This window comes from Vandammella animalimorsus, assembly GCF_002285265.1.
Taxonomy (GTDB): Bacteria; Pseudomonadota; Gammaproteobacteria; order Burkholderiales; family Burkholderiaceae_C; genus Lampropedia.
Genome location: NZ_NSJB01000001.1, coordinates 386,640 through 401,030, shown reverse-complemented (window position 1 = coordinate 401,030; position 14,391 = coordinate 386,640). Strand labels below are relative to the sequence as shown.

The 14,391-nt window shown below is 61.9% G+C and carries 14 protein-coding genes; 7 read left to right on the top strand and 7 right to left on the bottom strand.

All coding sequences use genetic code 11. The features are described 5' to 3' along the window. Positions 1 to 69: 69 nt before the first annotated feature. The 3 genes from CK625_RS01775 to CK625_RS13510 form a co-directional block, all read right to left on the bottom strand. On the bottom strand, positions 70 to 675 hold the full coding sequence (locus tag CK625_RS01775) for a hypothetical protein (protein ID WP_095538535.1): 606 nt from the start codon (positions 673 to 675) through the stop codon (positions 70 to 72). A gap of 421 nt (positions 676 to 1,096) precedes the next feature. Continuing rightward, complete coding sequence (locus tag CK625_RS01770; protein WP_095538534.1) at positions 1,097 to 1,699, bottom strand: hypothetical protein; 603 nt, start codon at positions 1,697 to 1,699, stop codon at positions 1,097 to 1,099. Between the two features lie 263 nt (positions 1,700 to 1,962). Beyond that, positions 1,963 to 2,820 (bottom strand): hypothetical protein, encoded by an 858-nt coding sequence (locus tag CK625_RS13510; RefSeq protein ID WP_143326138.1) that lies wholly within the window; start codon positions 2,818 to 2,820, stop codon positions 1,963 to 1,965. Positions 2,821 to 2,981: 161 nt separating this feature from the next. Here CK625_RS13510 and CK625_RS13505 point away from each other — a divergent pair, with 161 nt between their 5' ends. Continuing rightward, a complete protein-coding gene (locus CK625_RS13505) occupies positions 2,982 to 3,212 on the top strand; it encodes a hypothetical protein (RefSeq protein ID WP_143326137.1) in 231 nt (76 codons plus the stop codon). A 268-nt stretch (positions 3,213 to 3,480) separates the two neighbouring features. Here the strand turns inward: CK625_RS13505 and CK625_RS01765 are convergent, their stop codons facing one another. The 4 genes from CK625_RS01765 to CK625_RS01750 form a co-directional block, all read right to left on the bottom strand. Then, complete coding sequence (locus tag CK625_RS01765; protein WP_095538533.1) at positions 3,481 to 3,981, bottom strand: GNAT family N-acetyltransferase; 501 nt, start codon at positions 3,979 to 3,981, stop codon at positions 3,481 to 3,483. Further along, positions 3,978 to 4,256 carry a DUF1778 domain-containing protein gene (locus CK625_RS01760; protein WP_095538532.1) on the bottom strand — a complete coding sequence of 93 codons (279 nt, stop codon included), beginning with the start codon at positions 4,254 to 4,256 and terminating at the stop codon, positions 3,978 to 3,980. The genes CK625_RS01765 and CK625_RS01760 overlap by 4 nt, the downstream gene beginning before the upstream one ends. Positions 4,257 to 4,404: 148 nt before the next feature. Beyond that, positions 4,405 to 5,958: an ATP-binding protein gene (locus tag CK625_RS14030; RefSeq protein ID WP_095538531.1), complete on the bottom strand. Its 1,554-nt coding sequence runs from the start codon at positions 5,956 to 5,958 to the stop codon at positions 4,405 to 4,407. 52 nt (positions 5,959 to 6,010) lie between these two features. Beyond that, positions 6,011 to 6,667: a trimeric intracellular cation channel family protein gene (locus CK625_RS01750; protein ID WP_238945049.1), complete on the bottom strand. Its 657-nt coding sequence runs from the start codon at positions 6,665 to 6,667 to the stop codon at positions 6,011 to 6,013. A 455-nt stretch (positions 6,668 to 7,122) separates the two neighbouring features. On the opposite strand from CK625_RS01750, the gene CK625_RS01745 reads away from it, so the two are divergent. From CK625_RS01745 to CK625_RS01720, 6 genes are all read left to right on the top strand, one after another. Continuing rightward, positions 7,123 to 8,394 carry a branched-chain amino acid ABC transporter substrate-binding protein gene (locus tag CK625_RS01745; protein WP_095538530.1) on the top strand — a complete coding sequence of 424 codons (1,272 nt, stop codon included), beginning with the start codon at positions 7,123 to 7,125 and terminating at the stop codon, positions 8,392 to 8,394. 98 nt (positions 8,395 to 8,492) lie between these two features. Beyond that, a complete protein-coding gene (locus CK625_RS01740; protein WP_095538529.1) occupies positions 8,493 to 9,446 on the top strand; it encodes a branched-chain amino acid ABC transporter permease in 954 nt (317 codons plus the stop codon). 84 nt (positions 9,447 to 9,530) lie between these two features. Beyond that, a complete protein-coding gene (locus CK625_RS01735) occupies positions 9,531 to 10,835 on the top strand; it encodes a branched-chain amino acid ABC transporter permease (protein ID WP_238945505.1) in 1,305 nt (434 codons plus the stop codon). Continuing rightward, positions 10,832 to 11,668, top strand: coding sequence for an ABC transporter ATP-binding protein (locus CK625_RS01730; protein WP_095538527.1), 837 nt, complete (start codon positions 10,832 to 10,834; stop codon positions 11,666 to 11,668). Before CK625_RS01735 ends, CK625_RS01730 begins: the two co-directional genes overlap by 4 nt. Then, entirely contained in the window at positions 11,655 to 12,368 is a 714-nt protein-coding gene (locus tag CK625_RS01725; protein ID WP_095538526.1) for an ABC transporter ATP-binding protein, read from the top strand. Before CK625_RS01730 ends, CK625_RS01725 begins: the two co-directional genes overlap by 14 nt. A 317-nt stretch (positions 12,369 to 12,685) precedes the next feature. After that, positions 12,686 to 14,215 carry a trypsin-like serine peptidase gene (locus CK625_RS01720; protein ID WP_095538525.1) on the top strand — a complete coding sequence of 510 codons (1,530 nt, stop codon included), beginning with the start codon at positions 12,686 to 12,688 and terminating at the stop codon, positions 14,213 to 14,215. Positions 14,216 to 14,391 lie beyond the last annotated feature (176 nt).

The window sequence follows — 14,391 nt, the reverse complement described above, 5'->3', positions numbered from 1 at the left end:
ATTATTTAACTCAATAAAATCATGCAGCACAACCCAAAATCCGCATCATGCAAAAACATTTCTCATACTTCACTTCTTCCCCTCGAATTTCGCCGTCAACCTCGAAAATTCCGACTCCATCTTCAAAAGCCTTTCATGATTGGGGATTTCTTTATTGCTCATGCAACTGGGCTTATTCATCCATATCCTTCCAAAACTGGGTATGTGATGCAAAGGGCCTGCATCAAAATCCACATGTCTCAACATCACCTCGCCTGTCTCCGCATCTATCACATCAATCCTTCTCTCGATCAATCTATAACCCCTATTGATGGAAAATATATCGTAATGAATCCTCTCATTGATAGGCATCCTGTAATTTATTTTGTCAATTTCGATTGTTTCAACCCCTTTGGTTGGGGTCAAAGATTTGAGCAGTCCACCATTCTCACGATCCCATTGCTCCGCTGTCTTGAACACCGTCAAGCCCGCCTCCTCGCGGCACAGCTTGCGGTACTTCATCTCCTGCAATGGCGCATCCCACAGCACCGGCAGCCACATGACCAGCATCACGATCACCCCCGGATACCTGAAGCGGTGCTTTTCACCGCGGGCCCAGCGATTGAAGATCCGCGCCAGCCAAAGGCTCAGCCCTAAATAGCACAGCCACATGAAGACAATGGGAATGACAACCATGGGATCTTTCTTTCAAATGAAAGCTTGATTGAGCCTGATCTGAGCAATATTCCTTGAATTACTCATTTGCTGCTTACGGCGCAGCGCATTCCAGGTATGCGCTCTGCCCTCGAAAACCCTGTTCCTTGGGCGAGGCAATGCGCTGCATGAAGTTGACCACATAGGGCTGGCTGCATTGGGATCCTTGCTTTTGAACAAGGTGGCTGAGAAGCCTGAAGGGGTGTTGGCTTCCTGATAAACCACTTCCCAGCGGGCGACGAAGTCTTGGGCTTGGGATTTTTAGAAGCCTTTTCCCTCCAAACCATCTTCAATATCTTTAGTAATCAACGCCCATCATCACCCGAATTAAATTCTGTACAACATGCTTCAGACAATAAAGCCAATTCATGCGCAGAAAGCTTCATTTTTAAAAATTCCTTTTCTATCTGCCACTAAATTTCGATTCCATACTCGAAAATTTTGACCTCATACTCAAGATCTCCGAGCTCCTCGGAATTTCTTTGTTATCCCTGCAACTGGGCTTATTCAACCATATCCGCCCGAAACTTGGAATATGATGCAAAGGACCTGCATCAAAATCCACAAACCTAATCATTACCTCCCCATTAATCAAATCAACAACCTCCTTCCTTCTTTCAATCAATCTATAGCCTATCGGGGTTGAAACAGAGTCAAATGCAAATCTCTCATTCAAAAAATAGCGAGAATGACCTTTGCTTAGCGTCGTACTGACAACTCCTTCCACAGGAGTCAGAGTCTTCAATAGACCACCATGCTCCTGATCCCATTGCTCTGGCGTCTTGAACACCGTCAATCCCGCCTCCTCGCGGCACAGCTTGCGGTACTTCATCTCCTGCAAAGGCGCATCCCACAGCACCGGCAGCCACATGACCAGCATCACGATCACCCCCGGATACCTGAAGCGGTGCTTTTCACCGCGGGCCCAGCGGTTGAAGATCTGCGCCAGCCAAAGGCTCAGCCCCAAATAGCACAGCCACATGAAGACGATGGGAATGACAACCATGAGATATTTCTTTCACCTGCGATACGTTACGTTTTTATGGCCCATCGCTGTCATTGGGTTTTCTTCATTATCAATCACTGCACATGCAGCCCATGCACTGACTCTTGCCCGACCTTGACTATTTGCCACGCCTTTGGCACAAGGTGCTTAACAATATCCGTGGCCAACTAGGCAGCCATAGAACACCAATATTTCTCGCACCGATCAAATAATGAAACCAAACAGCTCTTAAAAAACCAACTCCTTCGCCCAAATATCTTCACTCAACTGGGCCGAGGGATAGCAAAATCAATAAACACAGACTGAACGCGATCTCTAATCAGCTTCCAATTTTGCAAATGAATTTTGTGATATCTGATCGAAATTTCTGCGCGAGGCCCATGATCCAAGAAGAACGTATGATCACAATAAGATGATCCAGTCACCCCATTAAAGCAAATAACGACATCCGTTACCACCCTATCATGATTTTTGTAATAAATATTCTCGTCGTGCAGTTTTTCATTGCTTTTCTTGAATTCATATTCTGGATAGCACCACTCCAACCCATGAACCTCGCTTGGACTTTTTTTGTATGGATATCTATTTTTCCTTAACCCAAGCACACAAGGAGAGGAGAGATAATTCATCGACAGCTCCCGGGACGGCGGGCGAACGCCTGCAGTGACGAAAATTGAGGCTCGATTCATTAATTCACCAATCCTTTCTCTATCCCCTTTGCCACTGATCAACCAGTCAGCATTGGTCCGCAGTATGAACCCCTTGATGATGTATTCCTGTGTTTCGGGGTTCTTGGCATCGTCGTAGGACAATAAAAAAGCCCAGCTCTTAGGCACTTGCACGGTGACCCCGCCCAGGTCGCCACGGTAGTTCGGGCCTTTCTGGGGCAGTTTGATGGGAATGGAGTGGTTTTCCTCACCGAAGGACGCGCTTTCTTTCGGGATTTTTTGCAAATCCCGTATTTCCTTCGTGGCCTGGCTTTGGCTGGCTGCAACTGGCCTTTGCTGGCCTGACAAGGCTTTTTTGGCGCGATCAACTGCGCCCAGCAAGGCGATGACTATGCCTATGCCAAGAATGACGGCAATTGCAATGCGCCTACGATTTCCAAAGATGTAATGCATGCGGCCTGGGCTGTTGGATAAGCTTTGGATCACAACCAAGGGCAGACATAAAACCATTGTGTTGAGGCTCGCCGCTTGTGCGAGTCACTGGCAGGAAGTACCACCATGCTGCGATTCGTTACGCTTTATAGCCAATTGCTGCAAGCGGATACAGCGGGTTAATGTCAAACATCGTCAAAGCGCAATGCGAAGTACGTGGATCGCCGCGCAATTGGCTTGAATTGGCGCAGCCGACATGGCGCATGCAAGTGCGCATCGGCATGTTTGCTGACAAGCTCCAAAGCTCCAGGGCCGCCGGATTGACAGACTGTGGGCAGGCCAGCCATAAGCAGCCGCAGTCGCACGCCCAATGGCTGCGCGCCAAGCTGCGGTTGTGGCTGCTGTCGGGCTGAGCCTGTTGAAGGCTATGAACATGAGCAGGCTTGCGAAGGCAATGTCTCTTTCTCTGGACAAAGTGTGCGTTTGCTGACGCATGCACCGTAGCCTCAGAACCTGCTCGAAATCTCTGTGCACTTGGCCAAGAAACGGTTGGGGATGGGCTGCAACTGCAAGGCGCAACACACAGCCATGGATGGCCGCGGCTGTGGCCAGGCATTTGCGATGCGGCAAAGCGCCCACATCCGATGGATTGCCCACCTCGCAAAGCTTTTGAACAGGGGCTCAAAGCATGGCCTTGAGGTCCTTGAGCAGCAGCCACAGGTGGTAGGGATCGGTCGGGCTGGGCTCGAACTCCCAGGATTCGTACCAGCGCCTTGCGGCATCGTCCTTGGCATGCACGAGCAGGCAACGAATGCCGGCGATGTCCGCAGCCTGGGCGGTGCGCAGCAAAGCATCCCTGAGCAGCGCCTGCCCCAAGCCGCGGCGCTGGTGCCGCTTGTCCACGGCCAGGCGCGCCAGGATCATGACCGGCACCGGATGCCGCGCCAGGCCCTTGGTCACCCTTGGCGCTGCGTTTTGCACGTCGATGCTGCCGACGGCCAAGCTGTAGAAGCCCGCCACCCCATCCCCCTGGCAACACACGTAGGTTTGCGCGCTGTGGGATTTTTGGCTGACGAGCGCATAGCGCTGCAGAAACTGGTTCAGCGCAGCTTGCCCGCAATCGAACGCCTCAACCCGATCCGAGGCCAGCAGCTTGCGCACAGGGGCCCAGGCACTGCTCACCCCAACGCCCCCGGCTCACTCAGCAGTTTCTTCAGGCGCGGCTTGCTTTGCACCGGCCGATCCAGCGCCTGCTCAAAGAGCTGCCACTGGGCCTCATCAAGCACGAACTGCCGACGCTCGGCCAAAGTCTGCTCCGCCGCCGTCACGCCCGCATCGAGCAGGAACTCGCTGACGTTTTTATGGCAAGCACGCGCCGCCTCCTGCAGCAGTTGCTTGACCGGCGCGCTGGCGCGCACGTCAATACGTTCGGTCTTCGAAAGGTTCAGGGTGTTCATGGCACAGCTCCGAGCAAGGTTGTTGACCCTGCGCACCAATGCGGCACAGAGATCAGGCTCTGATTGTATTTGTCCGGACGGCGTACGGACAAACGGTTTTCTGCGTTACACCTTGTGCGGGGCGTCGCGCTCTTCAACGCGATGCTTTTCAGCGCGCCAGCAGGCGTTCGCGCTGGGCGCGTTGTTGTTCTTGTTCGGCCAGGGCTGCCGGGGTTTGCAGGCGGGTGGCGGGCAGTTCGATGGTGAATTGCGAGCCGCTGCCGGGGGTGCTTTGGATGTGGAGCTGGCCACCGTGGCGCTGCACGGCGTGTTTGACGATGGCCAGCCCCAGGCCGGTGCCGCCGGTTTCGCGCGAGCGGCTGCGGTCGACGCGGTAGAAGCGCTCGGTCAGGCGCGGCAGGTGTTCGGCGGCGATGCCCGGGCCGCTGTCTTGCACGGTAAAGCGGGCGCTGCCGTCGGCCAGCCAGCGCCAGTGCAGGTCAATGCGCCCGCCGGCCGGGGTGTAGCGCACTGCGTTGGCGATCAGGTTGGAGAAGGCGCTGTGGATTTCCTTGTCGGCCCCGGCAATGCGGCCGGGCTGTTCTGGCCATGCCGGGCTGGGCTGGCCTGGCGCAAAGTCCAGTTGCAGACCCAGGCTGTCGTCGGCGTAGTGCAGTGTGATGCGGTGCTGCGGCTGGCCGCCGGTGTTCGATGTGGCAGTCGATGCCGAAGTCGATGGGGCCGACGCTGCCGCAGCGCCAGCGCCTGCTGGCAGCGCTGCCAGCGAGGCCGAGAGGGCCAGCGCCTCGTCGCGGCAGCGCAGCAGCATGGTTTGCACTTCGATGAATTCGCCCAGGCTGGGCAGCGGGCTGCCTTCCAGGCGCGAGAGGGTCAGCAAATCCTCCACCAGCACTTGCATGCGCTGGGCCTGCTGGCGCATGCGGCCGTAGTACTGCTGGCATTGCTCGGGCGTCAGGGGCAGGGTTTGCAGGGTTTCGACGTAGCCGGCGAAGATGGTCAGCGGGGTGCGGATTTCGTGCGAGACGTTGGCGATGAAGTCGCGCCGCATGGCTTCGTTGTGCTGCACGTGGGTTTCGTCCTGCGACAGCAGCAGGCGCTTTCCGTCGCCGTAGGGGAAGATTTGCACGGCCAGCCTGCTGCGCCCGGGCAGGCCGTGCGCGTCCAGGCTACGCCCGTCCATGTGCAGGCGTTCGCGGAAGTCTCCCACGGTGCAGTAGCTGGCAAATTCGGGGTCACGCACCAGGGTCAGCAGGTTTTGCCCCTGGTCTTTGTGCGCGTCGAGGCCGAAGTGCGCACAGGCCTGGCCATCCAACCATTCGATGGCCCATTGCGCATCGAGCAACATCACGCCATTGGGCGTGGCCTGGATGGCCTGGCGTAGCTCTTGCAGGTTGGCCTGCAATTGGGCCTGGCTGCGCTGGTGCTGTTGCTGGCGCTTGCGCCAGAAGTACTGCAGCTCGGCCCAGATGCCAAACAGGCGCGGCGCTGTCTGTGCTGACGGCGCTGGCTGTGCTGGCGGCTCGGCGGGCGGCCCATCGCGGCGCAGCCAGCGCAGCAGCCGCGCCTGCTGCCAGGCCTGCCACAGCCACCACAGCCAGGCGGCGCACCAGGCGCCCAGCAGCGCCAGCCAGCCCTGACCGCTCAGCCACAGCAGCGTCAGCGCGGCGGCCAGTTGCACCCAGAAAAAGGACCACCAGCGCATTAGCGGGCCTCTTGCACACGATGGCGCGCGCGGGCACTCATGGGCGCTCCAGTCATGGGCGTTCCAGACCGCCGAAGCTGGGCAGATGCCAGTGCCAGCGCAGCGCCGCCAGGCGGATGAGCAGCGTGACCACCATGCAGGCCAGCATGGCCCAGCGCGCATCGCCCCACCAGGCGTGGCTGAGCACCAGCACCAGGCCGCCGGCGATGCCGGCCGTGGCATAGACCTCGCGGCACAGCACCATGGGCACTTCGCGCGCGAGCACGTCGCGGATCATGCCGCCGCCCACGCCGGTGAGCACGCCCATGGCCACGGCGACGATGCCCGGCGCGCCCAGCTGCAAGGCCTTGTTGGCACCGATGGCCGTGAAGGTGGCCAGGCCCAGGGCATCGGCGCGCAGCAGTAGCCAGCCCACACGCTCGTGCGAGAGCGGGCGCAGCAATGGCACGGCCAGCACGCAGGTGGCCACGATCAGCATCAGGTATTCGGGCTGGGTGACCCAGAACACCGGGCGCACGCCCAGCACCAGGTCACGGATGGTGCCGCCGCCAATGGCGGTGACTGTGGCCAGCACCAGCAGGCCAAAGCCGTCCATGTGCAGGCGGCGCGCCAGCAGCACGCCGCTGAGTGCGAATACCACGGTGCCCATCAGATCCAGGCTGTAGAGCAGGCGGTCGGGCATGGCGGCTTGAAGCAAGGCGTCGTTCATGGGGGCAGTGTGAAGAATGGGCTAAACAGGCCTGGAGAGCCTGCGCATGATGTCTGCGCAAGGTCTTTGCCAAGTATCGGTGCAAACCGGGGCTGCACTGCCGCTCAGAGCCTGTTCAAAATCTCGGCGCGAGTGGGCAAGAAGCGGTTTGGGGTGGGCTGCAAGGCGCAAAACGCAGCCATAGCTGGGGCTATGGCGAGGCTTTGTAACGCAGCAGAGCGCCCAAATCCGCTCTCTTGACCGCCGTGCAAAGATTTTGAACAGGCTCTCAAGAACGACACCCAACAGTCTTTTAGGTGACAAATCGGGCCGCCGATGCGGGTTTGCCCGATGCCGCGCCGCCTGCGTGTCGATACCCTTGCGGCTTGCTTTGCTTGGCCCCTGATCGCGCCATGCTGCGCGGCCCCTGCCCAGCCAGCCCCGTCAACCATTGAAGATTCAAGGAGATCGCCCCCATGTCTTTGCAGCGCCCCAACGCCTTCTGGCACGCCGTGCTTGCCGCCACTACCACACTGTGCGCGCTGGGCGCGGCCGGCAGCGCCCAGGCCCAGCAGGGCGAGACGGTGAAGATCGCCTGGATCGACCCGCTCTCGGGGCTGATGGCCTCGATCGGCAGCAATCAGCTCAAGAGCTTTCAGTACGTCAGCGACTACTTCAATACGCAGAGCAAGAACAATCCGGCGGGCGTGAAGTTCGAGGTGCAGGGCTTTGACAACAAGCTCAGCCCGCAGGAGACGGCCAGCCTGGTGCGCTCGGCCATCGATCAGGGCTTTCGCTACATCGTGCAGGGCAATGGCTCGGGCAATTCGCTGGCCATCATGGAGGCGCTGGAGCGCCACAACGCGCGCAACCCGGGCAAGGAGGTGGTGTTCATCAACCATTCGGGCGTGGACCCGGAGATGACCAACGAGAAGTGCAGCTATTGGCACTTTCGCCTCGATGCCGACACGACCATGAAAATGCGCGCGCTGGCGCAATTCATCGGCCAGCAAGGCGAGGTCAAGAAAGTTTATTTGATCAACCAGAACTACGGCCACGGCCAGCAGGTCACGCGCTATGCGCGCCAGTACCTCAAGGAGTACGCGCCGGATGTGCAGATCGTCGGCGAGGACTTCCACCCGCTGGCGCAAGTGCGCGACTTTGCACCCTACATCGCCAAGATTCGCCAATCCGGCGCCGATGCCGTCATCAGCGGCAACTGGGGCTCGGACTTGTCGCTGCTGGTCAAGGCCGCCAATGACGCAGGGCTCAAGGACGTCAAGTTCTTCGTTTACTACGGCACGGCCAGCGGTTCGCCCACGGCCTTTGGCGCGGCAGCCGAGGGCAAGGTCTATGAGGTGTTCTACAGCCACATGAACCTGCCCGGCGAGATCGGCGAGATCACCCGCGGCTTCAAGGACAAGTTCAAGGAAGACATGTACACCACCTCGGTCTACAACGGCCTGGCCATGCTCTCGCACGCCATGCACAAGGCCGGCTCGACCGATCCGCTCAAGGTTGCCGCCGCCATGGAGGGGCTGGAGTTCCCCGGCGCGCACGGCACGCTGACGATGCGCAAGGACGACCACCAGCTGCAGCAGGGTCTGTTCATCACGCGCTGGAGCAAGGCCAGCGATGCCATGCCCTACTCGCAGGAAAACACCGGCCTGGCCTTCCAGCCGGTGCAGTACTTCGAGCCCGCGCAGGCCAGCACGCCCACCACCTGCCAGATGAAGCGCCCCTCCTGATGGGGGCGCAGGCCAGGCGCTGCCCTGTGCAGCGCCCGCTGCGGCCAGGCCGCGCGCGGCCTGGCGCCCTTCCCTCTCCCCCGCACCGATGACCAGCCATGAGTTTTGAATTCTTCGTCATATCGCTGCTCAACGGGCTGAGCTATGGGCTGCTGCTGTTCATGCTCAGCTCGGGCCTGACCCTGATTTTCAGCATGATGGGCGTGCTCAATTTTGCGCACGCGAGCTTCTACATGCTGGGCGCGTACTTTGCCTACGTCATCTCCAGCGCTGTGGGCTTCTGGGCTGCGCTGCTGATTGCGCCGCTGCTGGTGGGCGCGCTGGGCGCGGCGTTCGAGCGCTTCAGCCTGCGGCGCGTGCACAAGTTCGGCCACGTGCCCGAGCTGCTGGTGACGTTCGGCCTGTCCTACCTGGTGCTGGAGGTCGTGCAGCTGATCTGGGGCCGCGCGGCCGTGCCCTATGGCCTGCCGCCGTTTCTGCAGGGGCCGCTGTTCACGCTGTTTGACACCCAATTCCCGCGCTCGCGCGCCTTCATCATGCTGGTGGCGGTGCTGATGCTGGTGTCGATCTGGCTGCTGCTCACGCGCACGCGCATCGGCCTGGTGATTCAGGCGGCGCTGACGCACCCGGAGACGGTCGAGGCCCTGGGCCACAACGTGCCGCGCGTGTTCATGCTGGTCTTCGGCGGCGGCGCGGCGCTGGCCGGCCTGGCCGGCGTGATCGGCGGCAACACCTACATCACCGAGCCGGCCATGGCGCTGGCCGTGGGGCCCATCATCTTCGTGGTCGTGGTCGTTGGCGGCATGGGCTCGCTGGGCGGGGCCTTCATCGCCTCGCTGCTGATCGGCATCATGCAAACCTTTGCCGTGGCCATGGACCATTCGCTGCTGGGCCTGTTGCAGGGCCTGGGCGTGCAGGCCGGCCCCGAAACCTTCGGCTACCCGGTGCTGCGCCTGACGATTGCCCAGGTCGCGCCCATCCTGCCGTACCTGCTGCTGGTGCTGATGCTGATCCTGCGCCCGCGCGGGCTGATGGGCAAACGAGAGGGCTGAGACACCATGAACACCACCACCCACACCCCCACTGCCAAGACCGGCGACGCACGCGCGCCCCTGCCCGCGCCGGCGCACGCGCCCATGCTCAACAAGTGGCGCATCATCATCTGGGGCGGCTTTGCGCTGGCGCTGCTGCTGGCGCCCAAGATCTTCACCAGCGGGCTGGCGCTGAGCATGCTCTCGCAGATGGGCTACCTCATCATCATTTGCCTGAGCTACAACATGCTGCTGGGCCAGGGCGGCATGCTCAGCTTCGGCCACGCCGTGTACGTCGGCCTGGGCGCGTTCATTGCCATCCACGTGCTCAACAAAGTCGGCGATGGCGCCTTCTTCGTGCCGGTGACGCTGATCCCGCTGGTGGGCGGCCTGGCCGGGGCCTTCTTTGCCGCGCTGTTTGGCTACGTCACGACCAAGAAAGCCGGCACGACCTTCGCCATGATCACGCTGGGCATTGGCGAGCTGGTGGCCTCCATGTCGCTGATGTTCCCCGAGTTCTTCGGCGGCGAGGGCGGCATCTCCACCGACCGCGTGGTGGGCCAGCCCTTTTTGGGCATCACCTTCGGCCCCTCGATCCAGATGTACTACCTGATCGCGGCCTATTGCTTGGTCTGCACCGCGCTGATGTTCGCCTTCACGCGCACGCCACTGGGGCGCATGCTCAACGCCGTGCGCGACAACCCCGAGCGCGTGGAGTTCATCGGCTACAGCGCCCAGCGCGTGCGCTACCTCTCGTTCATCATCTCGGGCTTTTTCGCCGGCATCGGCGGCGGGCTGATGATTCTGAACTTCGAGATCATCACCGCCATGGACAGCCTCAACGCCGTGCGCTCGGGCGCTTACCTGCTGTTCACCTTCCTGGGCGGCGCCACGCTGTTCTTCGGCCCCATCATCGGCGCCGTGCTGATGGTGCTGGCCACCGTGCTGCTCTCTGAGCTGACGCAGGCCTGGATGCTGTATCTGGGCATGGCCTTTTTGTTCATGGTGATGTTCGCCCCCGGCGGCGTGGCCAGCATCGTCATGCACAACGTGCGCGTCATGCAGTTTGGCCGCTTCGGGCCGCTGCTGCTGCCCTATGTGGCGCTGGCGCTGGCCGGCATTGCCGCTTTCCTGGCCTTGGCCGCGCTGATCGAAATGGTCTACCACCTGCAAATGAACGCCATCATGAGCCCCGAGTTGAAGTTCATGGGCCTGACGCTCAACGTGCAGGACAAGACCCACTGGGCGCTGACAGTGGCTGCGGCCGTGCTGGGCGCCATCGTTTTCGCCTGGGTGCGCCGCGGCTTCATCAAAGTCTGGCACCGCCAGCAAGAGCTGATCGAAGCCGACTTGCGCGCCCAGCGCGGGGAGGCGCCAACAGGAGCCGGGCCAACAGGAGCCAGCACATGAACACCCACACTCCGTATGCGCTGCAACTGCGCGGCCTGACCAAACACTTCGGCAAGACCGAGATCATCCGCGGCGTCGATCTGGCCGTGCAGCGCGGCGAGCGCGTGGCCATCATCGGCCCCAACGGCGCGGGCAAGTCCACGCTGTTCAACCTCATCAGCGGCCGGCTGCAGCCCAGCAGCGGCGAAGTCTGGCTGGGCGGGCAGCGCATCGACGGCAAGACACCCTATGAGATCAACCGCCTGGGGCTGGCGCGCAGCTTTCAGGTCAGCAACCTCTTTCCCAAGCTCAGCGTGTTCGAGAACCTGCGCTGCGGCCTGCTGTGGCACACTGGTTACCGCTACACCTTTTTGCGCTTTCTGGCCAACCTGCACGATGCCAATGCCCGCACCGAGGCGCTGCTGCACCGGCTGCACCTGGAAAAGCGCCGCAACGAGCTGGCCATGAACCTGACCTATGCCGAGCAGCGCGCGCTGGAGATCGGCATCACCATCGCCGGCGGCGCCGAGGTGATCCTGCTCGATGAGCCCACCGCCGGCATGAGCAAGACCGAGACCGCGCACTTCATCGAGCTCATCAAGGAAGTCACCGAAGGCAAGACCTTGCTGACCGTGGAGCACGACATGGGCGTGGTCTTCGGCCTGGCCGACAAGATCGCCGTGGTCGTCTATGGCCAGGTCATCGCTTTTGACACGCCCGAGAACGTGCGCGCCAATCCGGCCGTGCAGGAGGCCTACCTGGGCTCGGTGCTGGCGCAAAACCAGGCCAGCGCCGCCCTGCAGGGCACAGCCCCCCAACCCGCACAAGGAGAGCGCGAGCATGCTGCGCATTGACCAACTGCATGCCTATTACGGCAAAAGCCACATCCTGCACGGCGTGCAATTCGACGTGCGCCGCGGCGAGATCCTGGCCCTGCTCGGGCGCAACGGCTCGGGGCGCTCCACCACCGCCAAGGCCATCATGGGCCTGGTCGATTGCACGGGCCAGATCCTGCTGCAGCGCCCAGATGGCAGCAGCGTCAATCTGGTGGGCAAGAAGCCCTATGAAATCGCCCACCTGGGCGTGGGCTACGTGCCCGAAAACCGCGACATCTTCCCCAAGCTCACCGTGCATCAAAACCTCACGCTGGGCGAGAAAAGCGGGCACAAGGGCAGCAGCCGCTGGAGTTTTGAGGACTCCTACCGCCTGTTCCCGCGCCTGCGCGAGCGCCAGCACACCGAGGCCGGCGTACTCTCGGGCGGCGAGCAGCAAATGCTCGCGCTGTGCCGCGCCCTCATGGGCGAGCCGGACCTGGTGCTGATCGACGAGCCCACCGAGGGCCTGGCGCCCAAGATCGTCGAGCAGGTCGGCCAATTCCTCACCACCTTGCGCGAGCGCGGCGTCTCGGTGCTGCTGATCGAGCAAAAGCTCACCATCGCCCTGGAAATCGCCGACCGCTGCCTGCTCATGGGCCACGGCAGCATCGTCTTCGACGGCACGCCCGAGCAGCTGCGCGCCGACGCCGCCATCCGCAAGGAATGGCTGGAGGTTTGACAACCCTTGCGCTTTCTCAAAGCCTGGCGCCCCAAGCAAAAGCGCAAACAGATGTCAGGGCCTTTGAACAGGCACTCACATCTTTTGCGCTGGCATTACACCCAGGCGGGCGACCTTGCCCCCGGCGCAGGCAAAGGCTGTGGGACATAATCGCGGCCACACTCAAAGCACCTTCCTGCCACGCAAGGTGCCCCTCGGCGGTGAATGCCAGGCTTTGAATACCAGGCTCTGAATGCCAGGCTCCAAGCCACACGCTGCCCGGCCCAGGCTCAGACCCAGGCGCTGCCGCCCCCACTCACTTGAGAAAGAGCTGCTTCATGTCCAACAACACACTCCGTATCTCGCTCATCGCGCTCGCCAGCGCCGCCGTGCTGGCCGCCTGTGGCGGCAGCGACGACCACGACAACGGCTACACACCGCCGCCACCGCCCCCGCAAACGCCCTTGCTGAACATCACCAAGGTTGACGGCCGCTACCACCACAACAAAAGCCACCAGGACTCGGGCTTTCGCGCCAGGGCCGACATGGCCCCCGGCGCCAGCGAGGCCGCAGAGATCGCGCTGCCGGCCCTGGATGCCCAGGCCCAGGCCAAGGCCCAAGCCCAGGGCGACAGCCTGGGCGGCCCCGTGCTGATCGCCCTGCCGCAAACCGTGGCCCAGGCCCAGACCGCCGAGCAACTGGCCAGCCTGCTGCGCTGGGGCCAGGACACACAGGGCCGGCAAGTGGCCGCGCTGCGCGTGCAGGCCGCCGATGCCCTGGGCATCCGCCTGGGCCTGCTGGTGCAGGCGCTGCCCGATGCCGCGCTGCTGCGCTTTTATCCAGACAGCCAGACGGCGCAAGGCTATGAAACCACGGGCGCGGAGATCAACGCCGTGCTGCGCCTGAACGCCCAGGCCGGCGAGCAAGGCGAGGCCGCGCGCACCTGGTGGTCGCCCGACCTGGGCGGCGATTCCGTCACGCTGGAGATCGTCCTGCCCGCCGGCGCCACCGCCGAGGCCCTGCAACTGGCGCTGCCCAGCATCTCGCACCGCTTCGTCGATGCCGGCGACGACGCCGCGCTGCAAGCCGCGCAACCCCAGCGCGCCAGCCTGAGCAAGGAGCGCATCCCCAGCGCAGGCAGCTGCAACCTGGACATGAGCTGCTACTCCAACGGCAGCGCCGAGCGCGATGCCGTGGCCCGCATGTCCTTCGTCAAGGATGGCAAGGGCTACTTCTGCACCGGCACGCTGCTCAACGACGCCATCCAGTCGGACATCCCCTACTTCATCACCGCCCACCACTGCATCAGCTCGCAAACGGTGGCCGGCAGCCTGCAGACCGACTGGTTCTTCCGCACCGCCAGCTGCGGCAGCCCCTACCTTGATGCGCGCCGCACCACCCGCACGCGCGGCGCGCGCCTGCTGTACACCAGCAATGTCGGCCAGGGCTTTGACGCCACGCTGTTGGCGCTCAACGACGCCGCGCCGCCCGGCACTTACCTGGCCGGCTGGGATGCCCGCCTGAACAACTCCATCCAGAAAGTCCTCTCGCTGCACCACCCCAACGGCGCGCTGGGCAAGATCTCCGGCGGCGAGACCCAGAACTACGCCAACTGCGACGGGCGCCACTGCCGGGCCGCCACTGACGGGCGCGGTCGCTACTATGAAGTGCGTTGGGGCGATGGCACGACCGAGGCCGGCAGCAGCGGCTCGGCCCTGTTCACGCAATCGGGCCACGTCATCGGCACCCTGCATGGCGGCACGGCCAGTTGCTCGGCCCCCGACGAGCCCGATTTCTACGGCCGCCTGGACCTGGCATTCGAGAGCGGCCTGAAGAACTTCCTGGCCGCAGCGCGGCGGCCATTCTGAAAACCGTTGCCCCCCAGCCCATGGCCTACAAGCCATGGGCTTTTTTTCATGCCCACTAAACTGCCGCGCGCTGGCCAATCCGAATCGGGCATTGGCCTGGGTTTTCAAACATTGGCTTACAAAACCAAGCTTGAAAAACCAGGGCCTTATGCCCAATTCAGGCTTTCTGTCATTAA